Consider the following 22,200-nt stretch of genomic DNA (forward strand, 5'->3'; position numbering starts at 1 on the left):
CTACTGGCCAGTAATCCGGTAGACCAAGGTAAACCACACCTCGCGCGCCAGCATCGGCAACTGCGTGCCCAGCGTCTGGTAGCGGGTCGTCGGCGTTGCCGCTGGCGACGCATCTATCCCCAGATCCCGCGCCATCGTGACGGCGCGCCTGAGATGCAGCGGATCGCTTACCACCAGGACCCTTGCCAACTGATGCTGGGCAAGAATCGGCGCGGCGAAGTCGATGTTCTGCTTGGTGGTCCGCGACTGTGTTTCGACCAGGATCGCTTCCGCCGGAACGCCGGCAGCCAACGCCCACACGCGGCCAGCCTCGGCCTCACCGACTGCATCGTACGGGTTCTTGCCACCGGTCATGACAAGCGCTCGTACCTTCCCCGCCCGATAGAGCTCAACGGCATACCTGAGCCGCTCCTCGAACACCGGCGTCGGCCGATCCCCCGCTACCGCGGCGCCGAGCACCAGTGCCGCATCGGCGGTCCCGGTGTCACTGTGTGTGTCGTAGTTCCAGATGTCGAAGGCAACCCACGCCGCCAGCAGCACGAGCGCCACCGAGACGAAGCCGAGAGCACGCACTACAAACCGCAGCTCTCAACCCTCCGCCAGCGGATGGTGTGCTTCGACCAGCGACTTCAGCTTCTCATCCAGCACGTGGGTATAGATCTGGGTGGTCGAGATGTCGGAGTGCCCGAGCAGCGTCTGCACCACCCTGAGGTCGGCACCGCCTGCCAGCAAATGGCTGGCAAAGGCGTGGCGCAGCACGTGCGGTGAGACGCGGGCCGTGGAAATCCCCGCTCGCCCGGCCAGTCCCTTGAGCTCACGCGCAAATACCTGCCGGCTGAGATGCCCGCTCTCGCCGCCGGCCGGAAACAGCCACGCGCCGGGCTCGAGCCGCGTCAGATAGGCTTTCACCGCATCGCGCGCCCGGTCGGTGAGCGGTACGATCCGCTCCTTGCCGCCCTTGCCACGCACGGTGAGAAAGCTGGCATCGCGCATCACCGCGGCCCGCTTCAGCTCCACCAGCTCCGAGACGCGCATGCCGGTGGCATACAGCAGCTCGAGCAGCAGGTAGAGCCGCCCAGCCATGGCGCGCTTGGCGTCGCTCGCGTCGGGCGCCTCGATTTCGGCTTCTGCCATGCTCAGCAGCCGGTCGATCTCGGCGATCGACAGCACCTTGGGCAGGCTTCGGCGCGCCTTGGGTGAAGCGATGATTCGCGTCGGATCGTCGCCACGCACCGCATCGGCGGCAAGGAACTTGTGGAACTGCCGGATCGCCGAGAGCTTTCGCGCACTCGACGAGGCAGCGATCCCCTCGGCGTCGAGGAAGGCGAGGTATTCCGTCACCTGTTCGCGCCCGGCCGCAGTCGGTCCGGTGCCGCGGCGCGCCAGGAACCCGCAATAGTCGCCAAGGTCGCGGCGATAGGCGTCGATGGTGTTCTTGGCCGCGCCGCGCTCGGCGCTCATCATCTCGAGGAACGCATCGACCAGGTGGCCGCTGCTCATTCGACCCCCTGCTGCCGCGTCACCACTTCGCCGTCTTCGGCCGGAGCGTCAGTGGCAGGCTCCACCGACAGGGCCGGCTCTTCGGTGGCGGGCGGTGTCGCAGCCGGGGCTTCAGGCTGACGCGTGGTATTGATCTCACGCCGCACCAGCGGATCACGCTGTGCCGAGGGCACCAGATCGCGGGCCGGGATGCGGATGGTCACCTCCTTGTCGCGTGGCTGGACGATGGCGACCAGCGCGACCATGGCCCCAAAGCCGAGCCCGACCAGGACCAGCAGGATGACGATCAGACGAATGAGAGTCGGCATGGCAATCCGCTTTTGTCACGCTACGGACCAGTCTCCCCTGTTTGCCGGATGCGATCAAGGGTGCGCTAACCATAGTCGTCCGACCATAGCGGGCATTGACTTTATGCCGCCCTAACGGTTCAAACCGCGCGAACAGGGAAATGCGATGTCACGCGACGGCACGACCACCCGCGACGACCGGCGCGAGGATCTGCAGCGGCTCCTCGGGCACCGCCCGATCGTCTTGATCGGCATGATGGGCGCCGGCAAGACCACAGTCGGCCGCCGCCTTGCTGCCCGCCTCGGCCGCCACTTCGTCGACAGCGACGAGGAGGTGGAGAAGGCTGCCGGCATGACCATCGAAGACATCTTCCGCACTCATGGCGAGGCCGATTTCCGCGCCGGGGAAGTGAAGGTGATCGCCCGGCTGCTGAAGGATCGCAACATCGTGCTCGGCACCGGCGGCGGCGCCTTCATCAACCCCGAAACGCGGGCACTGGTGAAGGAAGCGGCGATCTCCGTGTGGATCAAGGCCGATTTCGAGTTGCTGTTCCAGCGCGTCTCGCGCCGCTCCAACCGGCCGCTGCTGAAAACCGCCAATCCGCGCGAAACGCTGCAGAAGCTGATCGAGGTGCGCTATCCGGTCTATGCCGAAGCCGACGTCACTATCGTCTCGCGCGACGTGCCACAGGACCAGGTGGCAAGCGAAGTGATCGACGCCGTACTGGCGCACCTGAGCAACGAGACGCCCAATGACTGAGCCGACCACCGTCCACGTGCCGCTGGGCGAACGCGCCTACGACATCCTGATCGGCAACGGCCTGATCGACAACGCCGGCGCCCTGCTCAAGGCCAGGTTTCCCGGCCGCCGCTTCGGCATCGTCACCGACACCGAAGTCGCCATCGCCCAGTTGCCGCGGCTCACCGCCTCGCTCGACGCAGCCGAAGTCAGCTACGCCACCGTAGTGCTGCCCAACGGCGAAAGCACCAAGTCCTTCGCCCGGCTGGGCGAAGTGGTCGAGGCGATCCTTGCAGCGCGGCTGGAGCGCGGCGACCTGATCATCGCGCTGGGTGGCGGCGTCATCGGCGATCTCGCCGGCTTCGCGGCGGCGATCGCCCGGCGCGGCATGGATTTCGTGCAGGTGCCGACCTCGCTTCTGGCGCAGGTCGATAGTTCCGTCGGCGGCAAGACCGGCATCAACTCGCCACATGGCAAGAATCTGATCGGCGCCTTTCACCAGCCTAAACTGGTGCTGGCCGACCTCGATGCGCTCGACACTTTGCCGCGACGGCAGCTCGCCGCCGGCTATGCCGAAGTGGTGAAGTACGGGCTGATCGACGACGAGCCGTTCTATTTCTGGCTCGAGGACAACCGCCGCGAGATCTTTGCCGGCAACGCCGCGCTGCGCGCGGAAATGGTGGCGCGCTGTTGCGCCGCCAAGACCCGTTTCGTGCTCGCCGACGAGAAGGAGACCGGGGTCCGCGCCCTGCTCAATCTCGGCCACACCTTCGGCCACGCGCTCGAATCGGCCACCGGCTATTCCGATCGGCTGCTGCATGGCGAGGGCGTCGCCATCGGCATGGTGCTGGCGCATGGCTTTTCGGCGAGGCTCGGCCTCGCCCCCAGCCAGGATACCGGCCGCATCGCCCAGCACCTGAGCGCCGCCGGCCTGCCAACGCACATCAACGATATTCCTGGCGAACTGCCTGACACCGACTACCTGATGAACGCCATCGCCCAGGACAAGAAGGTGGTGCGTGGCGCCCTCACCTTCATCCTGACCCACGGCATCGGCCGGGCCTTCATCGAGAAGAATGTCGACCCGGCCGCCGTGCACGCCTATCTCGAAGAGGTCAGGACGGCTCGATAGGCGGCCCGAACCAGGTGGCCAGCGCTTCGGCCAGCCCCTGCCCGGCGGCGTCTCCGACCCACGCCACATAGCCGTCGGGGCGGATCAGCACGGCTTCAGGTGCACTGACCACTCCGAGGCCCGGCAGCTCCCACCTACCGTCATACGCCGCATCGACCAGTTGCACGCGATCCGCCCACCGCGAGATGTCGAGGGCGCCCGGTGTGCTGAGGTTGAGCAGCACCGGCCGCGCCGCGTGCAGCAGTGCGGAGGCCCTCTTCGGGCCGTTGGCCGTGGCAAGATCGAGATCGGGCATACGGCGCCCGAGCAGCGGATGCCCCTCGCCGAGATCGTAGCGGATCCCGAGCCCGGTCAGGTCGGCGGCCACACGCCGGCGCGGCCCCTCCATCTCCAGCAACTCCACCATGGTCTCGCGCAGCGCTCTTGTGCGGTCATCCTCACGCCGTAGCGCCACCGCGGCCATGGTGTAGCGCAGCACCTTGGCGCCGACCGGGTGCCGTTCGGCATGGTAGCTGTCGAGCAGGCTCTCGGGCGATGTCTCCTTGATCACCTGCGCCAGCTTCCAGCCGAGGTTCACCGCGTCCTGTACGCCGGTCTGCAAGCCCATGCCGCCATCGGGCGGGTGGATATGCGCCGCGTCGCCCGCCACCAGCACCCGCCCCTGACGATAGGTCGCCGCCTGCCGCGCCGCGTCGGTGAAGCGGGTGATCGCGGTCGGGCTGTGGATCCCGTAGTCGGTGCCGTAGACGCCGATCAGCGCCTCCTGCACCTCGGCTAGCGTCGGCTCGCCGGTCTTGCCCACCTCCCGCTCGGTCACCAGCACGCGGACGGGACCGCTTCTGGCGAAGATGATCTGGCCATCGCGGATTTCGTATTCGGCCCGGCCGATCGAGTGGATTCCCGTGGCATCCCGGCGAATGCCCAATTCCGCTGGTTCCTCTGCCAGCTCCGCTTCGGCGATCAGGTTGCTGGTGGTGGGGGCCGAGCCGGGGAAGGCGATCCCGGCTGCCTTGCGGACAAGGCTGCGCCCGCCGTCGCAGCCGACGAGATACTGCGCCCGCAGCAGGCCGCCGTCGCTGAGCCTGACGTCGACACCGGCCTCGTCCTGCGCGAGGCCGGTCACCTCGATGCCGCGATAGATCAGCACGCCGAACGCGTCGACCCAGCCGCCGAGGATCCGCTCGACGTGGTTCTGCCACAGGCCCAGGGTGTAGGGGTAGCGCGTCGGGAAGCCACCGAGGTCGAGCCGTACGCCGGCAAACCCCACCGCCTGCGCCACCTGCCCCTCGGCGAGAAAACGGTCGGCAATGCCGCGCTGCTCGAAGATTTCGAGGGTGCGCGGGTGGAGCCCGCCGGCGCGTGAGCCGACAACCTCCTGGCTGGAGCGTCGCTCGACGATCGCCACGTCGACGCCGGCGAGCGCCAGCTCTCCGGCCAGCATCAGCCCGGTCGGGCCGCCGCCGGCGATGACCACCTGATGTTCGGACTTGCGCATCTTTGTCTCCGTTCTGAGGGACGAGGACACGCCTTTTACGGGATGGCCGGGGTCTTGAAGCAAGCCCCTCGTGCGTTACATATCAGTATGGGCGGCAGAGGAATCGCGCCGAGATCGCGCTTCGCCACCCCTCCCCGACATGTATTCTGCCCACCTGAACGCGCGCGGCGCGGGGCGCCGATTCGTGCCTGCCGCGTCAAAGCACCGCCGAGGGGGAAACCATGTCCGATCGCCGCCCGCTGCTCGTCATCGACGGTGACTCGTTCGCCCACCGCGCCTACCACGCACTGCCCAAGACGGTGCGCCGCAAGGGAGATCGCGGCGGCGGCGCCATTGTCGGTTTCACCAACTACCTGATCCGGCTTCACGAGGCCGAGCAGCCTCGCGCCGTGGTGGTCGGCTGGGATACGCTGGCCGAACCCAACTGGCGGGCGCTGGAATTTGCCCCCTATCAGGGCGGCCGCATCTTCGAGGACGAGATCGTCGAGCAGCTCGAGGTGTTGCCTCAGATCGTCACCGCCTGCGGCTTCGTCTTCGGCAAGGCCGGACGCTTCGAGGCCGATGATTTCCTCGCCACCGCCGTGGCGATGGAGGAGCAGGCCGGCGGCACCGCGCTGGTCGCCACCAGTGATCGCGACGCCTACCAGCTGGCCTCGGACCGAACCACCATCCTCGCGCCGATCAAAGGCGGTGAGATCGCCCGCATCGACCCCGCCGGGGTGCGTGAGCGCTACAAGGTGGAGCCCCGCCAGGTGCCCGATTTCATCGCGCTGCGCGGTGACCCCTCCGACAAGATTCCCGGCGCCAAGGGCGTCGGCGAGGCGACCGCGGCGAGCCTGCTGCAGCGCTATCCGGACCTCGAAGCGATGATCGCCGACAACCGCTTCCCCACCCAGGCCGACGACCTCCGGCTCTATAAGCGCATCGCCACCATGGTAACGGATGCGCCGCTGCCACCGATCCCGGACGCCAAGCCGACCTGGGGCGCGGCCGCAGCCCTCGCCCGCGACTGGGAACTGAACAACCTCGCCGACCGGCTGCAGCAGCTCGCCGACCGGACCTAGGGCCCGACGGTCACCACGACGCGCCGATTGGCGCCGGCTTCGCCAAACTCGGTGGTCTCACCGCGGCCCACCGACTCTTCGGAGCTGAAGCTCAGTTTCCTGCCCTTGACGAACTCGAGCACCGCGTCAGCCCGCGCCTGCGATACCGCAAGATTGATCTCTGGCTCGCCTCCGGGGCTGGAATATCCCGCCACGCTGAGCTTGCAGTTATCGACCGAGACATCCTTGAAGAAGCCGATGAGCTCCTGCGCCGTCTTCTCGGTTACGTCAGCTTCGCCGTTGGCGAAGTCCGTCAGGACGATCGTTGCATCTGTCGCACAGGTGGGCTCGGGCGGCACGTCGGCTGCCGCTGTTTCCTCAACCGGCGGCGCCTCCGCCACCGGCGATGCTGCAGCGGCCGGCGGCGCCTCTTCCGCAGCCGGTGCCTCCTGCTCGGCCGGGGCCAGAGCAGTCGATGTCGTCGCCTCTGCCTCGGTGACGCCGCCGGCAAGCCAACCGCCATCGGGAGCGGGGAAGCTCGCGGCCGCATTCCAGGCCAAAATCAGGGCGCCGTCCGCGGTCATGTAGATTTCCTTGGCTTCCCCGTCGGCGGTGGCAATCGTCGCCGCGGCCACGTCGGCGACAACGCCGTCGATCGACACACCCAGAATGTAGAGCGTCGTGTCGGCGCCCGTATCATCCGTGGAGTCGTTGATCAGATAGACCTTGACCACCGAGCCAGCCCGCAGCAGTCCATCTGGGATCGTGAAGGTCCGATCAGACGCGATGGCGTTCAGGTCGGTACGCTCGCGCGGCGCTGCACCGTCAGGCGCCCGCAGCGTGCCGGTACCGATGAGCATGCCGTCAACAGTCACCACATATGCCGGCGGGCCCAGCGGACCAGCCTCGCCGACCAGTCGCAAAGCGACTTCATCGGCTGACGCGACACCACCACCGCCCAGCACGGCTGCAAGCAGACAAATACCACCCAGACGCATCCGCGCCCTCCTGTCTGTACGCCGCACCGATACTATTGCGCATACAGCAGAGCACGACAACAGCGTGTCAGGCGTCCGGACCCGGTCCTTGCGGCATGCCCACTCCGATCAGGGCGCGACCGAGATCACCACCCGGCGGTTGGCGTAGAACGTGTCGCCGAACTGTTCGGTGGCGCCGGCGCCGGTGGCCGAGACCTTCTCGAACTTCAGCCCGGCCTGCTTGAGGTAGGCGAGCACGTTCTGCGCCCGCTCGATGGCGAACAGTGCGTTGGTGGCGTGGTTGCCGGCACGGCTCGAATAGCCGGTGACCAGCACCTTGCACTTCTGCTCGCCGATATCGGCGACGATCTGGTCGAGCCGCTCCATCAGCTTGGGGGTCAGGTCGTTTGAACTCTCGTTGAAGCCGACGACGTTATAGAGCTCGTCGCGGTTGCAGCCCGCGCTGGCCGTGGCCGGCGCCGATGAGGCGAGGCTCGCGGTTGCCACTGGTTTGTCACCCTCGCTTGCCTCGGGCAGCTTCAGCGCCGTCACCGCCGCAGGCGCCTTCACGGCCGGAGCCGCCGCCGGCTCCTCAGCGACCGCCGCGACCTCCGTCGTCACCGGCTCCGCCGCCGGCTGTACCACGGCAATAGTGGCGTCGGGCAACGGCCACCCCCCGGTCGGGGCGCGCGACACGCCCTCGACATTACCGTCCTTCAACACCAGGAACTCGCCCAGCAGTTCATTCTCGGTATTGGCCGACGTGCCCTGCGTCGAGAGCCCCGATACCGTTACAGCGCGGCCATTCACCGCCACGGCGGCGAGATAGAGGTTGCGGTCGCGGTTCGAGCCGTCGCCGCCATAGGCCTCGTTGACCAGCCGCACCCGGACCTCGCCGCCCGGTTTGAACAAATCCTCGGGGATATCGAACGCGAAACTCTGCACATACGGGGTCTTGTCGGTGGCATCGGCGAAGCGTCCGGCGGTGGCGGTATCGATGGCAGCGTTCACCGCTCCCTCGCCCAGCACCTTGCCGTCGAACGTCACCTCGAACTTCGGCGGCCCATCATAGGCCTCACCGCCGATGATCAGCTGCAAGTTGCTGCCCGCCGCCAAGGCACCCGGCACTGCGCATAGCGCAAAGGCGGTCGCGAGGACCGCCGTCTTCAAAGTGGACATGTCGCCCTCCAGTCTGTCTGCAGACATGAGTGCTAGGCAACGCCTTGGGCGATAGTTCGGAGACAAAGCGGCAGCCTGCCATGGCTTCGCCCGGCTTTGGCCGCAAAGCGGCGCACCGGTTGCAGCAAGCCGTCGCGGCTCCCATATGTGCCGCATCCAATCCGATCAGGAACGATCAGGCTGTGGGGGCGACCACCTCGACGGCCAACGCATGGACACCGGCTTTCAGTTCGGCCTCGAGCGCCTCCATCACGGCACGATGTTGTGCGAGGCGTGACTGGCCTGTGAACAAGGGAGAGGCGATCCGGACGCGGAAATGCGTCTCGCCGCCCTCGCGATAACCACCGTGCCCCCTATGTTTCTCGCTCTCGTCGATCACTTCAAGATGGGTCGGCGTGAATTTGACCGAAAGTTTTTCTGCAATCGTGTCTCGAACGGACATATGGATACCGGTTCAGTTTGAGGCGTGGCCGAGGCCCCGTAACTAGGATTGATGAAGCTGGATTCCAAGTATTTTGACCGCATCCGGATCCGATCTCGGCACCCGGAACCCGAAGCGCAGCCCGAAGTGCCGGCCTGCGGATGGGAGGGCTGCGACCAGCCTGGGCTCTACAAGGCGCCCAAGGGCAACCGGGCTATCGGCCAGTACCACCATTTCTGCCTCGAGCACGTGCGCCACTATAATCAGGTGTTCAACTTCTTCGCCGGCATGAAGCCCGAGGAGATGGAGAACCACCTGCACGCCGAGAAGGAAACCGACGGCCGCCCGAGCTGGGGGTTCGGCGCCAAGCCGGGCGCCGGCACTGGTCCGCGCATGCCGCGCGGCGCCCCGCGCGACCCGACCGCAAAACGCGTCAACGACCCGTTCGGGGTGTTTGCCCGCTATGCTCGGCACCAGCAGCGCGCTCCGGCCGAAGAGCGGGTGAAGCCGCTGCACGAGCAGGACCGCCGCTCGCTCGAGACCTTGGGCTTCAAGGGCTACGCCAAGGCCGAGCAGATCAAGGCTGCGTACAAGGCGCTGGTGAAAGTACACCATCCCGATGCCAATGGTGGCGACAAGAGTTCCGAGGACCGGCTGCGCGCCATCATCGCCGCCTACTCCCACCTCAAGTCCAAGGGCTTCGTCGGGCGCTGAAACCGATGTCCGACGACTTCGGTCGGATGAATCTTTGTTATGGCGGTATTTGCGCCGCCAATGGATGCCGGCAAGTGCCCGCCGGCCCGGCACAATGGGGCCCCCGCCCGACTGTCGCCCGATTGTCGCGCGGCCCTACCGCGCCGCAGCCGATGCTGCTATAGAGCCCGGCAACCGCCAAGGCAGCCGTCTTGACCTATTTCCTTCCGCGAGCCTCGTGAAATGCCTGAATTCTCCAATCTGCCGAACAAGCAATATTCCGTCCGCGAAACCTTTGGCATCGACAGCGACATGAAGGTCATGGGCTATGCGGAAACCGATCCGCATGTGCCGCCGCTGGATCCGGACTATCTGTTCGACCGCAACACCACCCTGGCCATCCTTGCGGGCTTCGCCTTCAACCGCCGCGTCATGGTGCAGGGCTACCACGGCACCGGCAAGTCGACCCATATCGAGCAGGTCGCGGCGCGGCTGAACTGGCCGCTGGTCCGCGTCAACCTCGACGCGCACGTGTCGCGCATCGATCTGGTCGGCAAGGACGCCATCGTTTTGAAGGACGGCAAGCAGATCACCGAGTTCCGTGACGGCATCCTGCCCTGGGCCGTGCAGAACAACATCGCGCTGGTCTTCGACGAATACGATGCGGGCCGCCCGGACGTGATGTTCGTGATCCAGCGCGTCCTGGAAACCCAGGGCCGCCTGACGCTGCTCGACCAGAACCGCGTCATCACCCCGCACCCGGCCTTCCGGCTGTTCGCGACGACCAACACCATTGGTCTGGGCGATACTTCCGGCCTCTATCACGGCACCCAGCAGATCAACCAGGGCCAGATGGACCGCTGGTCGATCGTCACCACGCTCAACTACCTGCCGCACGACAAGGAAGTCGGGATCGTCCTGGCCAAGGCCAAGACCTATACCGGCGAGAAGGGCAAGAAGACCGTCAACAACATGGTCCGGCTGGCCGACCTCACCCGCCAGGCCTTCATCAACGGCGACCTGTCGACGGTGATGAGCCCGCGTACGGTGATCACCTGGGCCGAGAACGCCGAGATCTTCGGCGATGTTGGTTTCGCCTTCCGGCTGACCTTCCTCAACAAGTGCGACGAGCTCGAGCGCCCTGTGGTGGCCGAGTTCTACCAGCGCGTGTTCGGCGAAGACCTGCCGGAATCGGCTGCCAACCTGGCGGTGACTGCCTGAAGCGCTTGCGGGAAGAGTTGCCGACTTTTCCGGTTCGAAAGCGCGACAAAATCAAAGACTTGGAGCGTTTCGACGTTTCATTGAAACGGTGAAGCGCTTTAGCCGGAGGCCATTGTGGCCCAGAATATCTACGACGACGCGAAATTCCTCGCCGGGTACAGCGAATTCCCCCGCTCGCGGGATGGCCTCGAGGCCACCAGCGAGTGGCCGGCGTTGCGCGCACTGCTGCCTGATATTGCCGGCAAGCGCGTCGTCGACCTGGGCTGCGGCTTCGGCCAGTTGAGCCGCTGGCTCGGCGACGCGGGCGCGCGTTCCGTCCTCGGCATCGACCTCAGCGAGAAGATGCTGGCGCGGGCAGTGGTGGAAACCAGCAATCCGACCGTAACCTATCTGCGCGCCAACCTCGACGAGCTGGTACTCGAGCCACAAAGCGCCGACCTGGTCGTCAGCTCCATGGCGCTGCACTATGTCGAGGATTTCGGCCGCATCGCCGAAATGCTGTTCGACGCGCTCGCGCCGGGCGGGCAACTGGTGTTTTCGGTCGAGCACCCGATCTATGCCGCCCGCGCCGAACCCGAATGGGTTACTGCCGCCGACGGGCGCCAGGCCTTCGCCGTCGCCGACTACCTGATCGAGGGCCGCCGCGTCACCAACTGGATCGTCGACGGCATCGTGAAGTTTCACCGCACCATCGGCACCATGTTGAATATCCTCGTCGGCGCGGGCTTCACATATCGTGCCGTCGACGAGTGGAAACCGTCGGACGAACAGTTCGCCGCCCACCCTGAGTGGCGCGCCACCGAACTGACCCGGCCGATGTTCCTGCTGATGTCCCTGACCAAGCCTGCCCAACGAGAACACTGATGGCCCCTCCGCCGCGCTCCAAGCAGAACAAGCCCGACACCACCGCTCCGTTCAAATCGGCGATGGGCGCCGCGGTGCGCGCCATTGGCGGCAAACGCGACCTCGAGGTGAGCTTCTCGGCCGATCGTCCCATCCTCACCGCCGACAAGGCGCGGCTCGCCAACCTGCCGCGCCTGCCGACGCTGCGCGACATCGCCATTGCCCGTGGGCAGGGCGACGCCATGGCCATGCGGCTCGCCAGCCATGATCCCGAAACGCACCGCAAGCGCGCCCCGGCCGAGCCGGAAGCCCGCGCCGCCTATGATGCGCTGGAGCAGGCTCGCGTCGAGGCGCTGGGCTGCATCCGCATGCCCGGCATGACCGGCAATATCCACGAGATGCTGGAAGACCGGCTGTTCCGCCAGAACTTTGCCGAAGTCAGCGACAAGGCCGACGCCCCGCTCGCCGAGGCGCTGGGCCTGATCCTTCGCGAACGCGTCGCCGGCGTCGCCATCCCGCCCTCGGGCAATGCCATCGTCGAGCTGTGGAAGAAGGAAATCGAGGAGCGCGCCGGCAACTCGCTGACGACGCTCCTCACCAGGTTCGAGGACCAGGAGCTGTTCAGCCGCGCCACCCGGCAGCTGCTGCGCGACCTGAGCCTCGTGCCCGACAGCGATCTCGACGACGGCGAGAGCGACGATTCCGAACAGGGTGACGATCAGGAGCCGGAGCGCGGCCAGGACGACGAGAAGAACCCCGAGCAGGGCGAGGGGGAGAGCGAGGACGCCGAGGCCGACGAGGACCAGACCCCCGGCCAATCCGAGCAGGAAGGTGAAGTCGAAGGCGCGGAGATGGATTTCTCCGAGACCGACGAGGACGACAGCTCGGAATCGGGCGAGGATCAGCCCAATCCGCCGCCGCCCGGCGCCAACGCCAAAGAATTCCAGAACGTCTTCAACTACAAGATCTTCACCCAGAAGTTCGACGAGGTGGTGCGGGCGCCCGACCTCTGCCCGCCCGAGGAGCTGGACCAGTTGCGCGCGCTGCTCGACAAGCAGCTCGAGAACCTGGCCGGCGCCGTGGCGCGGCTTGCCAACAAGCTGCAGCGGCGGCTCATGGCACAGCAGAATCGCAGCTGGGAATTCGACCTCGAGGAAGGCCTGCTCGACACGGCGCGCCTCACCCGCGTGGTCACTGACCCGCTGCAGGCCCTGAGCTTCAAGGTCGAGCGCGACACCGATTTCCGCGACACCGTGGTCACGCTCCTGCTCGACAATTCCGGCTCGATGCGCGGCCGTCCCATCACCATTGCGGCGATCTGCGGCGACATCCTCGCCCGCACGCTGGAGCGCTGCGGCGTGAAGGTCGAGATCCTCGGCTTCACCACCCGCGCCTGGAAGGGCGGCAAGAGCCGCGAGGCCTGGCTGGAGGCGGGGCGTCCGCCCAATCCGGGCCGCGTCAACGACATCCGCCACATCATCTACAAGGCAGCCGACGAGCCCTGGCGGCATGCCCGGCGTAACCTCGGGCTGATGATGCGCGAGGGGCTGCTCAAGGAAAATATCGACGGCGAAGCCCTGCAATGGGCGCACAAGCGCCTGCTCGCCCGGTCCGAAAATCGCCGCATCCTGATGGTGATCTCCGACGGCGCGCCGGTCGACGACTCGACCCAGAGCGTCAACGCAGGCAACTATCTCGAGGCCCACTTGCGTCAGGTGATCGAAGACATCGAGACCCGCTCCGCCGTGCAGTTGGTGGCGGTCGGCATCGGCCACGACGTCACGCGCTACTATCGGCGCGCCGTGACGCTGCTCGATGCCGAGGAACTGGCGGGAGCCCTGACTGACGAGCTCGCCTCGCTGTTCGACGAAGAGCCGCCCGGCGCCTTCCGCAAGAGCCGTTACGGATGACCGCAGGGCGGCGTGCATCGCGTCTCGCCGGAGCGGCACTGCTGATCGCGAGCGCAGGCGCCGCACTGCTGGTCGCAGGTGGGCTGGGAGTCCGGGCCGACGAGGAGACGGTCACGTCGGTGCCCATCTCGAGCTTCATGTCAGCGGGCATCGGCCAGCGCGTGCAGGGTCTTGTCTGGCGTGGCGGCATCGAGATGCAGAGCCAGACCGACACTTTCGGCGGCCTCTCGGGCCTCGGCTTCACCGGTCCGGATGGGCGGCTGGTGATGGTCTCGGACCGCGGCAATTTCGTCTCCGGCCAACTGCTCTATGACGAGGCCGGACGGCCGATGGGGCTGATCGGCGTCAAGGTCGAACCGATCCAGAATTCCAAGGGCAAGGAACTGCCGCGTGCCTACTCGCGCGATGCCGAGGCGCTGGCGGTGATCGAGCGCGATGGCAAGCCGAGCGCGGTGCGCGTCGGCTTCGAGAACCTCACCCGGGTCGCCGACTTCACGCTGGTCGACGGCGTGCCGCAGGGCGCCGCCCGCGAGGTCAACATCCCCAGATGGCTGACCGACACGCGCACCAACGAGACGCTGGAGGCCGTCTGCATCGCCCCCGCCAACTCCCCCATTGCCGGCTCCACCCTGCTGCTCACCGAGGGCATCATCGACGATGACGGCCAGCACTCGGCCTATCTGCTCGGCCAGAACGACAAAGGGCCGCTGAGCTATATTTCCGGCGACGGCACCAACCCCACCGACTGCGCCTTCATGCCCAATGGCGACCTCCTGGTGCTGGAACGCGGTATTGCGCTGCTCGCCTTCCAGATGCGGCTGGTCCGCATCCCGGCGGCCGAAGTGAAGGCCGGCGCCCACCTGAAGGGCGAACAGCTGCTGCACGCCGCGGGCGGCGATATCGACAACATGGAAGCCCTCGCCGTCCACAGCGCCCCCGATGGCACCACCCGCATCACCCTGGTGTCGGACAACAACTTCAACGACTGGGAACGCAACCTGCTGCTGGAATTCAGCCTGCCCGATTGAAGAGGACGAGGCATGTCGGCGAAGCATGTGCTTGAGGCCTACACCGACCGCATCAACCGCCAGGACTTCGACCTCCTGACCGAGCTCATCGCGCCCGACGCGACGTTCTGGTTCACCAACGGCACCCATAGCGGCATCGCGGCGATCCGTGCGGCGTTCGAGGCGACCTGGCGGGCGATGGGGCCTAGCGAGCACTACTGGCTCGATGAGCTCGAATGGATCGCCGAAGGCGACAGCGCCGCAGCCTGCATCTACCGCTTCAACTGGGAAACTGTCGCCGACGGCAAGCCGATCTCGGGTTCCGGGCGCGGCACCACGGTGCTCAAACGCGCGGGCGACCGCTGGTGGATCGCCCACGAGCACCTGAGCCGCTGGCCGGGCCAGGTCGTAGATGGCTAGGCTGCGTGGGGCGGGACCGGTTGTCTCGGTCTTACCCCACCCACCGGCTGTCATCCCGTAGGTGGGGTGATCGCAAAGGATCAACTCGGCGACAGCGCGCCCCAAACACGCGCCGATCCGTGATGCTCTACGCGGCAGCCTTGACCGGCGACAGCGGCATCAGCTTGCCCATCAGCATCCGGTAGGGCGCCAGCAGCAGCAGCGCGGCGAGGAACTTCACCAGGAAGTCGCCGGCCGCCAGCGAGACCCACAGTGGCACCTCGGCTCCGAGGCTGAGGAACGGCGCCGGGAAGCCGAGCGAACCATCCTGTGCCCCATAGATCCCGTCGACAAAGCCGAAGGCCGGCGAGAAGGCGATGGAAAAGAAGATCGCCGTATCGAGCAGCGAGCCGAACAGCGACCCGGCGAGCGGCGGCAGGAACCAGTTCTTGCTGGCCCTCAGCCGCGAGAACACCGAGATATCGAGCAATTGCCCGATGAGGAACGCTGTCACCGATGCGGTGGCGATGCGCGCCGTGGTCGCGGGAGCCCCTCCGGCATTCCACGGCAGCGGGTTGAAGCTCAGGTAGAATGACAGCGCCACCGCCACGACGAAGCCGAAAACCACTACCAGACGGGCGCGCGCCGCGCCGTCATAGCGGTTGGTGAGGTCGGTGACGAGGAAGGCGAAGGGGTAAGTGAAGGCTCCCCAGGTGAGGAGATCCTTGAGGTTGATCGGGCCGAGCGTCGCCTCGACCGGGTAGAGCACGAGAATGTTGGACGCGGTGACGACCACGACCATCGCGGCAATAGCCGCGACAAAGCGAGCGAGCATATCCTGCACCTCTATGTAACCCGCTGGCCGGCATCAGACCGGGGCGGTGGGGTTGGAGCTTCCGCTCCGATGGGTCTTCTAGTCGCGATGTCATTCCCGCGAAAGCGGGAACCTCTGTTTTGGTGCCTCATGCACTATCGCAAAACGGAGATCCCCGCTTTCGCGGGGATGACAGCGGTGGTGGACAGCAAGCTGACCGCAAAACAAACCGCGCGCCCCTTTCGGGACGCGCGGCGAAACTGAAGGGGCGAAGCTTACGCGGTCGCGAGAGCGGCGCGGACTTCCTTCTTCACCGACAGCGCGACGGGCGACAGCTCGGCGTCGTCTGCCTTGAGCAGGAACGCATCGAGGCCACCGCGGTGCTCGACGGTACGCAGCGCGTTCGCCGAGATACGCAGCTTGACCGTGCGGCCGAGCGTGTCCGACAGCAGCGAGACGTTGAGGAGGTTGGGGAGGAAGCGGCGACGGGTACGGTTGAGCGCATGGCTCACCTTGTTCCCGGTCATCACGCCCTTACCGGTGAGTTCGCAGCGGCGAGCCATTGGAGTATCCTGTCAAAAGGCCCTCGGCGGGGGACTATCCCCTCGCAACGGGCTGGAGTCTGTTCTTGATTGCGGACGCTCCCATAGAGAACTGAGCTCCTCCCGTCAAGCTTGTGAACGCCGAATGCCTTGCCAGCCCGAGCCTCGCTCGGCATTTTGGCAGCAATATTGATTCGCTGCCTGGTGACGTCGCGTCGCCGCTTGGCGACGCCGCCAGAGGTCCGTTCCCGTGTTGAACGCCGGTTTCCGCCAGACGATGCGATTGGCCGCACGACTTGCCAGTTTAGGATTGATGCTGCTGGCCCTGCCCGCCGCTGCGGCCGAGATCAAGGCGCGCGCCGAGTATATGGTGACCATGGGCGGCACCCATATCGCCAATGTCCGCATCAATCTGACCGATAACGGCTCGGCCTATTCGCTGGTACTCGACGCCAAGATCACCGGGCTGGCACAGCTGGTGGCAAGCGGCACCGCCAAGGCTACCTCGACCGGGACCTCCACCGACAAGGGCCTGAGGGCGCAGAAGTTCGACATCCTGACCCGTGCCGGCGGCGAGGATTTCACCGCGGCCGTCACCTATGCCGGCGGCACCGTGGATACGTTCAAGGTCGCCCCGCCGATCGTCAACAATATCGACCGCGTGGCAATTGAGCGGAAGCACCTCACCACTGCCAACGACATGCTGGCGCCGTTCGTCCTGAAGGGCGCGGCGCTCGACCAGCAGTTGTGCAACCGGCAGATGCCGATCTTCACCGGTGTCGAGCGCTTCAACCTGAGCCTCAAATATATCAAGGACGACACCGCGACGTCGAAGCGCACCGGCTACCAGGGGCCGCTGGTGCTGTGCTCGATGCACTACACCCCGATTTCCGGGCACTATACCAACAACGAGATCACCACCTATCTCGCCAAAAACGAGCGCATCCTCGTCTGGTACGCGCCGCTCAAGGCAACCGGCTACTACATTCCCTACCGGGCGCTGGTGACCACCGAAGCCGGTGACCTTTCGGTGGTGCTGACCGAACTCGCCGAATAGCCACGCCGCCCGCGGAGCGCTTTCAGGAAAAGTTGCAGACTTTTCCGGTTCGAAAGCGCGACCAAATCGAAGACCCAGGCGATGAACGTCAGCTAAACCCTTGCCTCAGCACGCGTTCAAGCGCGCGACGGCATTTTCTCCTCCAAGGCTCGCGCCAAGGAGGAATTGAAGACTATCGTGAAACTCGGCATCGCCGCTCTCGCCACTACGGTCGCGCTCGCTGGCGCCGCCAGTGCCCTCGACCTGAAGATCGCCACCCCCGGCCCGGGCAAGCTCGTGCCGACCAGCATCCAGCTCGGCATCATCTCGCCGCCCAACAACATCTGCCCGGGCAATGGCAAGCTGACCGCCTGGGTCGAGACCAACAAGCCCGGCACCATCAACATCCTCGTGGTGAAGAAGGGCGGCGCCGTCGGCGGTCCCTATTCCGTCACCACGGTCAAAGGCGCCAACGGCATCGTCATGGGCAGCTACACCCAGAACCTGGTGATCAACAACCCGGTCGACGCCGAATACCGCGTCGTCGTCGCCGGCACGCCGATCCAGAGCAACTGGGTCCCGCTCGTCGCCGAGTGCTGATCCCGCGGTCAGCAGAGCTGATCCCGCGGTCAGCGGAGCTGATCCCGCGGTCAGCGGAGCTGATCCGCCCCGACTTCCGCGCCCCGGACCACCGGCAACAGACCCGTGGTCCCTCGTGCCGGCACGCCTCCAAGCGGGGTTGCCGGCCGGGCGGCGGAAATCATGGTTAACCGGACGTTACCAAAATCCGCGTGTCATTCCGGGACGGTCAACGGCTATTTTGCCAACGCGGCAGCGTGAGCAGCCACTGTTCAGGCACCCAAGCCGTGAAGCCGATAAAATTCTTTGCGGGCAAAGGCTTTACGCCTCGTTCACACTTGACCGATTCGAGCCCCGAACCGCCCGAAATTAACCCCTTGGAAACCTTCCTGAACGCGATTTCCGGGGATTGCGCCCAGTGCCACAGGAAAGCCGTGGCGCTAGCGGGTCGCTGACCAAACCACCCACCATATGCTGTAGTGAACAAACACGGATTTCCGAGTCGCAACCGATTCCTTTCCGGTTTGTTCTTCGTTTGTACCAATGGTTAATGCCGACCCGGGTGCTGCCGCTCTTTTGTTTCGCGACGAGACACTCGTTTGTTGGCTTTCGATCACCTAAATAGGGCGCGATGACTCCCGCTTCCGCCTCCTCGCTCAAGGCGATCCTTGGGCCCACCAACACCGGCAAGACCTTCTTTGCCATCGAACGGATGCTGGCGCACCGCTCGGGGATGATCGGCCTGCCCCTGCGGCTGCTGGCCCGCGAGGTCTACCACAAGGTGGTCGACCGGATCGGCGCCCAGCACGTGGCGCTGGTCACCGGCGAGGAGCGGATCGTTCCGGCGAAGCCCCGCTACTGGGTGTGCACGGTCGAGGCCATGCCGCTCGACGTGCCGGTCGAATGCATCGCCATCGACGAAATCCAGGTGGCGACCGATTTCGATCGCGGCCACGTCTTCACCAATCGCCTGCTGCATGCACGCGGCATCAGCGAAACCCTGCTGCTCGGCGCCGCCACCATGACGCCGCTGATCCGCGCCCTGCTGCCGGACGCCGAGATCATCCAGCGCCCGCGCTTTTCGGAGTTGCTCTACGCCGGTTCGAAGAAGATCTCCCGCCAGCCCAAGCGCTCGGCCATCGTCGCCTTCTCGGCCACCCAGGTCTACGCCATCGCCGAGCTGATCCGGCGCGAGCGCGGTGGCGCCGCCGTGGTGATGGGGGCACTGTCGCCCCGCACCCGCAACGCCCAGGTCGACCTGTACCAGAACGGCGATGTCGATTTCCTCGTCGCCACCGATGCCATCGGCATGGGCCTCAACCTCGACGTGCACCACGTCGCCTTTGCCGACGACCACAAGTTCGACGGCCACCAGAGCCGGCAGCTGACCCCGGCCGAGTTCGGCCAGATCGCCGGCCGCGCCGGCCGCCACATGCACAACGGCACCTTCGGGGTCACCGGCCACGCCCCCGATTTCGACGAGGAACTGGTCAAGCGCCTCGAGACCCACGATTTCGAGCCGATCCGGGTGGTGCAATGGCGCAACGCCGAGCTGGATTTCGCTTCGATCGAGGACCTGCGACATAGCCTCGATCAGACGCCCACGCTCAGGGGCCTGACCCGCGTCCCCATCGCCACCGACCAGCATGCGCTGGAGTTCGTCGCCCGCAACGAGGCCGGCGTCGCGGCGAAAGGCGAGGCGGCGGTGCGGCTGTTGTGGGAGTGCTGCGGCATCCCGGACTACCGCGATATCTCGCCGGCCCAGCATGGCGAGATCATCACCCGCATCTATCTCGACCTCACCCGCCACCGCCATGTCGATGCCGACTGGATTGCCGAGCAGGTGCGGTTCTGCGACAATGTGACAGGCGACATTGATACGCTTTCCAATCGGATCAAGCAGATCCGGACATGGACCTTTGTCGCCAACCGCAAGAACTGGCTTGAAGACCCCGCATATTGGCGCGAAAAGACCCGGGACATTGAAGATCGACTGAGCGACGCCCTGCACGAGCGTCTCACTCAACGTTTCGTCGATCGTCGCACTTCGGTGCTTATGCGCCACCTGAGAGACAAGCATATGGTATCGCCTGAAATTAACGACCGCGGCGAGGTGAGCCTCGAAGGCCACCTGATTGGCTCCATCGAGGGCTTCCGCTTCACCTTGGCCCGGTCGGAAGGTGGCGATGCCAAGGGCGTAGCGGCGGCCGCCGCGCAGGTCGTGGCGCCTGAAATCGCCAAACGCGCCGAGCGTGTCGCCGGCGCGCCTAACGAAGAACTGGTGCTCGCCACCGACGGCTATGTGCGCTGGCGCGGCCAGGTGATCGCCAATCTGGTCGAGGGCGAACAGCTGTTCACCCCGCGCCTCATCATCCTTGCCGATGAGAGCCTCACCGGCCCCGATCTCGAGCGCGTGCAGGACCGGCTGAACCTGTGGCTCCGCCACCTGGTCAACACCCAGCTCGAAAGCGTGCTGTCGCTCGAAGCGCCGGCCGATCTCGAGGGCGCCGCCCGCGGCGTCGCCTATCGGCTGTACGAGAACCTCGGCATCCTGCCGCGCAGCGCCGTGGCCGAAGAGGTCAAGGGTCTCGACCAGGACGTGCGCGGCAAGCTGCGCAAGCTCGGCGTCAAGTTCGGCGCCTACCATATCTACGTGCCGCAGAGCCTGAAGCCGGCGCCGCGCGAGCTGGCGCTGATCCTCTATGCGCTGAAGCACGGCGGCGTCCGCCAGCCCGGCGTCGCCGAGCTGCCGCAGATCGTGCTGTCGGGCCGCACCTCGTTCCTCATCGACCCCGAAGTGAACGTGAAGCTCTATGAGCTCGCCGGCTTCAAGGTCGCCGGGCGCCGCGCCGTGCGCGTCGATATCCTCGAGCGGCTCGCCGATATCATCCGGCCGCTGATCGCGCTGAACCCGGTGACTCACCAGGGCGAGCTGCCTCCGGGCGCTGCCGAAGGCAATGGCTTCCGCGTCACCGTCGAGATGACCTCGCTGCTCGGTACCGCCGGCGAGGACTTTGCCTCGATCCTCAACTCGCTCGGCTACCGCGTCCGCCGCACCCCCAAGGTCGCGGCAGCGCCGATGGCGGAGACGACTGAGACCACCGAAACGATCGAGACCATCGAGACCATCGAGACAACAGAGACCGTGACGACCGCCGCGCCGGCCGATCCCGCGGTTGCCGATGCCGTCGACGCAGTGCTCAACGCTGCGGCCGCCGAGGCGGTCGAGGGCGCGGCCCCGGCGGTCGAAACTGCCGTGGCGGTCGAGGCAGAGGCCGCTGCCATCGAAACCGCCACCACGGATCTGGGTGCACCGGCGCCGGCCGAGGCGGACAAGCCGGCCGAGCCCGAGTTCGACGAGGTCTGGTTCCCCGCTGGTCGCCGCCCCGACAATCCGCGCCACGGCGGTGCCCGCAGCCGCGGCCCGCGTGTCGAGGGGGCGGAAGGCGCCGCCGAGGCGGAAAAGTCCGAGCGTCCGCAGCGCAATTTCCGTCGCCCCGACCGTCCGGAAGGCGGCGACAAGGGCGACGCCAAACCCAGCCGCCCGCGCTTCGAGGGTCGCCGCGACGGCCAGCGCCAAGGGGCCGGCAACAGCAATGGCGGCGGCAAGCCGTTCGAGAACAAGGGCGGCAAGCCCGGTGGCAAGCGCTTCGACAAGCCGCGCGAGGACTGGAAGGAACACCGTCCGCGCGAAGACCGGAAGCCGCCGGTGCTCGATCCGAACTCGCCCTGGGCTGCGCTCGCCGCCCTGCGGAACCCCAAGTCGGAATAGCGGCGCTTGGAGAAGCAGCGGCTCGACAAGTGGCTGTTCTTCTCGCGCGCAGTGAAATCCCGCACTTTGGCGCAGAAGCTGATCGAGACCGGCTCCGTCAGGGTCAATTCCGAACGCACTGACCGGTCCGACCACAAGGTCGGGCCGGGCGACGTTCTCACCATGACGGTGCATACCCGGCTGCTGGTCTGGCGCATCCTCGATCCCGGCGCCCGCCGCGGCCCCGCCCCCGAAGCTGCCCTGCTCTACGAGGACCTCTCACCGCCCCCGGTGCCCCGCGAAGCCGCCCCACCGAGCCACGCTGAGCGCGACGCCGGCAGCGGGCGGCCGACCAAGAAGGAACGCCGCGACACCGACCGATTGCGCGACGACGAGGACTGAACGGTTCGACGCCCATCGTTCACTTTGCCGTTACGGTCGCCGGTTTCGGTTGCGCGCTCTCTCGGCCACAATTGCTCGGCCGCAGTTGCCGACCCGCACGCCTCGACGCACAGGCACGGCAGCGCTCCTGAGATAGCGAGGATAACCATGCCGGCAGGAAAGCCGATGCGTCGAAAGCCTGACCGCCCTGTCCCTTGCGGCGTGGGAGAAAAAGGGCTAGCACGGCCCGA

The 22,200-nt window shown here is 66.3% G+C and carries 22 protein-coding genes; 13 read left to right on the forward strand and 9 right to left on the reverse strand.

The features are described from left to right. Genes AC1ROK_RS19860 through AC1ROK_RS19870 form a run of 3 tightly spaced genes read right to left on the reverse strand, consistent with a single transcriptional unit; the run spans position 1 to position 1,808 of the window. Positions 1 to 573, reverse strand: a complete 573-nt coding sequence (locus AC1ROK_RS19860) for a YdcF family protein (protein WP_492850105.1) — start codon at positions 571 to 573, stop codon at positions 1 to 3. A gap of 15 nt (positions 574 to 588) precedes the next feature. Then, positions 589 to 1,500 (reverse strand): site-specific tyrosine recombinase XerD, encoded by a 912-nt coding sequence (locus tag AC1ROK_RS19865; protein ID WP_492850107.1) that lies wholly within the window; start codon positions 1,498 to 1,500, stop codon positions 589 to 591. Then, a complete protein-coding gene (locus tag AC1ROK_RS19870) occupies positions 1,497 to 1,808 on the reverse strand; it encodes a hypothetical protein (protein WP_492850109.1) in 312 nt (103 codons plus the stop codon). The genes AC1ROK_RS19865 and AC1ROK_RS19870 overlap by 4 nt, the downstream gene beginning before the upstream one ends. 145 nt (positions 1,809 to 1,953) lie before the next feature. Here AC1ROK_RS19870 and AC1ROK_RS19875 point away from each other — a divergent pair, with 145 nt between their 5' ends. Further along, positions 1,954 to 2,547, forward strand: coding sequence for a shikimate kinase (locus AC1ROK_RS19875; RefSeq protein WP_492850111.1), 594 nt, complete (start codon positions 1,954 to 1,956; stop codon positions 2,545 to 2,547). Then, positions 2,540 to 3,658: a 3-dehydroquinate synthase gene (aroB, locus tag AC1ROK_RS19880; RefSeq protein WP_492850113.1), complete on the forward strand. Its 1,119-nt coding sequence runs from the start codon at positions 2,540 to 2,542 to the stop codon at positions 3,656 to 3,658. Before AC1ROK_RS19875 ends, aroB begins: the two co-directional genes overlap by 8 nt. Here aroB and AC1ROK_RS19885 read toward each other — a convergent pair. Further along, entirely contained in the window at positions 3,642 to 5,153 is a 1,512-nt protein-coding gene (locus tag AC1ROK_RS19885; RefSeq protein ID WP_492850115.1) for an FAD-dependent monooxygenase, read from the reverse strand. The genes aroB and AC1ROK_RS19885 overlap by 17 nt on opposite strands. A gap of 221 nt (positions 5,154 to 5,374) precedes the next feature. Between AC1ROK_RS19885 and AC1ROK_RS19890 the strand changes: the two genes are divergently transcribed. After that, entirely contained in the window at positions 5,375 to 6,217 is an 843-nt protein-coding gene (locus AC1ROK_RS19890; RefSeq protein WP_492850117.1) for a 5'-3' exonuclease, read from the forward strand. Here AC1ROK_RS19890 and AC1ROK_RS19895 read toward each other — a convergent pair. From AC1ROK_RS19895 to AC1ROK_RS19905, 3 genes are all read right to left on the reverse strand, one after another. Beyond that, complete coding sequence (locus tag AC1ROK_RS19895; RefSeq protein ID WP_492850119.1) at positions 6,214 to 7,194, reverse strand: OmpA family protein; 981 nt, start codon at positions 7,192 to 7,194, stop codon at positions 6,214 to 6,216. The genes AC1ROK_RS19890 and AC1ROK_RS19895 overlap by 4 nt on opposite strands. Positions 7,195 to 7,302: 108 nt before the next feature. Next, positions 7,303 to 8,352 (reverse strand): OmpA family protein, encoded by a 1,050-nt coding sequence (locus tag AC1ROK_RS19900; RefSeq protein WP_492850121.1) that lies wholly within the window; start codon positions 8,350 to 8,352, stop codon positions 7,303 to 7,305. 175 nt (positions 8,353 to 8,527) lie between these two features. Beyond that, positions 8,528 to 8,794, reverse strand: coding sequence for a BolA family protein (locus AC1ROK_RS19905; protein WP_492850122.1), 267 nt, complete (start codon positions 8,792 to 8,794; stop codon positions 8,528 to 8,530). A 51-nt stretch (positions 8,795 to 8,845) separates the two neighbouring features. On the opposite strand from AC1ROK_RS19905, the gene AC1ROK_RS19910 reads away from it, so the two are divergent. The 6 genes from AC1ROK_RS19910 (at position 8,846) to AC1ROK_RS19935 (ending at position 14,867) form a co-directional block, all read left to right on the forward strand. Then, positions 8,846 to 9,487, forward strand: a complete 642-nt coding sequence (locus tag AC1ROK_RS19910; protein ID WP_492850123.1) for a J domain-containing protein — start codon at positions 8,846 to 8,848, stop codon at positions 9,485 to 9,487. Positions 9,488 to 9,709: 222 nt separating this feature from the next. Further along, a complete protein-coding gene (gene cobS, locus AC1ROK_RS19915; RefSeq protein ID WP_492850125.1) occupies positions 9,710 to 10,687 on the forward strand; it encodes a cobaltochelatase subunit CobS in 978 nt (325 codons plus the stop codon). A gap of 114 nt (positions 10,688 to 10,801) precedes the next feature. Then, complete coding sequence (locus tag AC1ROK_RS19920; RefSeq protein WP_492850127.1) at positions 10,802 to 11,551, forward strand: class I SAM-dependent methyltransferase; 750 nt, start codon at positions 10,802 to 10,804, stop codon at positions 11,549 to 11,551. After that, positions 11,551 to 13,440, forward strand: coding sequence for a cobaltochelatase subunit CobT (gene cobT / locus AC1ROK_RS19925; protein ID WP_492850129.1), 1,890 nt, complete (start codon positions 11,551 to 11,553; stop codon positions 13,438 to 13,440). The genes AC1ROK_RS19920 and cobT overlap by 1 nt, the downstream gene beginning before the upstream one ends. Then, positions 13,437 to 14,468 (forward strand): esterase-like activity of phytase family protein, encoded by a 1,032-nt coding sequence (locus AC1ROK_RS19930; RefSeq protein WP_492850131.1) that lies wholly within the window; start codon positions 13,437 to 13,439, stop codon positions 14,466 to 14,468. Before cobT ends, AC1ROK_RS19930 begins: the two co-directional genes overlap by 4 nt. A 12-nt stretch (positions 14,469 to 14,480) precedes the next feature. Next, entirely contained in the window at positions 14,481 to 14,867 is a 387-nt protein-coding gene (locus AC1ROK_RS19935; protein WP_492850133.1) for a YybH family protein, read from the forward strand. Positions 14,868 to 14,994: 127 nt separating this feature from the next. On the opposite strand, the gene AC1ROK_RS19940 is transcribed toward AC1ROK_RS19935, so the two are convergent. Then, on the reverse strand, positions 14,995 to 15,681 hold the full coding sequence (locus tag AC1ROK_RS19940; protein ID WP_492850135.1) for a queuosine precursor transporter: 687 nt from the start codon (positions 15,679 to 15,681) through the stop codon (positions 14,995 to 14,997). A 254-nt stretch (positions 15,682 to 15,935) separates the two neighbouring features. Continuing rightward, positions 15,936 to 16,223 carry a 50S ribosomal protein L28 gene (rpmB, locus tag AC1ROK_RS19945; RefSeq protein WP_055886447.1) on the reverse strand — a complete coding sequence of 96 codons (288 nt, stop codon included), beginning with the start codon at positions 16,221 to 16,223 and terminating at the stop codon, positions 15,936 to 15,938. A 292-nt stretch (positions 16,224 to 16,515) separates the two neighbouring features. On the opposite strand from rpmB, the gene AC1ROK_RS19950 reads away from it, so the two are divergent. From AC1ROK_RS19950 to AC1ROK_RS19965, 4 genes are all read left to right on the forward strand, one after another. Beyond that, positions 16,516 to 17,259, forward strand: coding sequence for a DUF3108 domain-containing protein (locus tag AC1ROK_RS19950; protein WP_492850137.1), 744 nt, complete (start codon positions 16,516 to 16,518; stop codon positions 17,257 to 17,259). A gap of 165 nt (positions 17,260 to 17,424) precedes the next feature. Further along, on the forward strand, positions 17,425 to 17,838 hold the full coding sequence (locus AC1ROK_RS19955) for a hypothetical protein (protein WP_492850139.1): 414 nt from the start codon (positions 17,425 to 17,427) through the stop codon (positions 17,836 to 17,838). Between the two features lie 610 nt (positions 17,839 to 18,448). After that, the gene (locus AC1ROK_RS19960) at positions 18,449 to 21,589 is read left to right on the forward strand and encodes a helicase-related protein (RefSeq protein ID WP_492850141.1); all 3,141 of its coding nucleotides are present in this window, start codon (positions 18,449 to 18,451) and stop codon (positions 21,587 to 21,589) included. 6 nt (positions 21,590 to 21,595) lie between these two features. Beyond that, on the forward strand, positions 21,596 to 21,970 hold the full coding sequence (locus AC1ROK_RS19965; protein ID WP_492850143.1) for an RNA-binding S4 domain-containing protein: 375 nt from the start codon (positions 21,596 to 21,598) through the stop codon (positions 21,968 to 21,970). Positions 21,971 to 22,200 lie beyond the last annotated feature (230 nt).

The sequence above is a fragment of the Devosia sp. GW821-FHT12F11 genome, assembly GCF_058806655.1.

Bases quoted from the DNA above. Each gene is read 5' to 3' on its own strand.
- AC1ROK_RS19865 (WP_492850107.1), bottom strand. From the start codon at position 1,500: ATGAGCAGCGGCCACCTGGTCGATGCGTTCCTCGAGATGATGAGCGCC.
- AC1ROK_RS19870 (WP_492850109.1), bottom strand. From the start codon at position 1,808: ATGCCGACTCTCATTCGTCTGATCGTCATCCTGCTGGTCCTGGTCGGG.
- AC1ROK_RS19875 (WP_492850111.1), top strand. From the start codon at position 1,954: ATGTCACGCGACGGCACGACCACCCGCGACGACCGGCGCGAGGATCTG.
- aroB (WP_492850113.1), top strand. From the start codon at position 2,540: ATGACTGAGCCGACCACCGTCCACGTGCCGCTGGGCGAACGCGCCTAC.
- AC1ROK_RS19885 (WP_492850115.1), bottom strand. From the start codon at position 5,153: ATGCGCAAGTCCGAACATCAGGTGGTCATCGCCGGCGGCGGCCCGACC.
- AC1ROK_RS19890 (WP_492850117.1), top strand. From the start codon at position 5,375: ATGTCCGATCGCCGCCCGCTGCTCGTCATCGACGGTGACTCGTTCGCC.
- AC1ROK_RS19895 (WP_492850119.1), bottom strand. From the start codon at position 7,194: ATGCGTCTGGGTGGTATTTGTCTGCTTGCAGCCGTGCTGGGCGGTGGT.
- AC1ROK_RS19900 (WP_492850121.1), bottom strand. From the start codon at position 8,352: ATGTCCACTTTGAAGACGGCGGTCCTCGCGACCGCCTTTGCGCTATGC.
- AC1ROK_RS19905 (WP_492850122.1), bottom strand. From the start codon at position 8,794: ATGTCCGTTCGAGACACGATTGCAGAAAAACTTTCGGTCAAATTCACG.
- AC1ROK_RS19910 (WP_492850123.1), top strand. From the start codon at position 8,846: ATGAAGCTGGATTCCAAGTATTTTGACCGCATCCGGATCCGATCTCGG.
- cobS (WP_492850125.1), top strand. From the start codon at position 9,710: ATGCCTGAATTCTCCAATCTGCCGAACAAGCAATATTCCGTCCGCGAA.
- cobT (WP_492850129.1), top strand. From the start codon at position 11,551: ATGGCCCCTCCGCCGCGCTCCAAGCAGAACAAGCCCGACACCACCGCT.
- AC1ROK_RS19930 (WP_492850131.1), top strand. From the start codon at position 13,437: ATGACCGCAGGGCGGCGTGCATCGCGTCTCGCCGGAGCGGCACTGCTG.
- AC1ROK_RS19935 (WP_492850133.1), top strand. From the start codon at position 14,481: ATGTCGGCGAAGCATGTGCTTGAGGCCTACACCGACCGCATCAACCGC.
- AC1ROK_RS19940 (WP_492850135.1), bottom strand. From the start codon at position 15,681: ATGCTCGCTCGCTTTGTCGCGGCTATTGCCGCGATGGTCGTGGTCGTC.
- rpmB (WP_055886447.1), bottom strand. From the start codon at position 16,223: ATGGCTCGCCGCTGCGAACTCACCGGTAAGGGCGTGATGACCGGGAAC.
- AC1ROK_RS19950 (WP_492850137.1), top strand. From the start codon at position 16,516: ATGCTGCTGGCCCTGCCCGCCGCTGCGGCCGAGATCAAGGCGCGCGCC.
- AC1ROK_RS19960 (WP_492850141.1), top strand. From the start codon at position 18,449: ATGACTCCCGCTTCCGCCTCCTCGCTCAAGGCGATCCTTGGGCCCACC.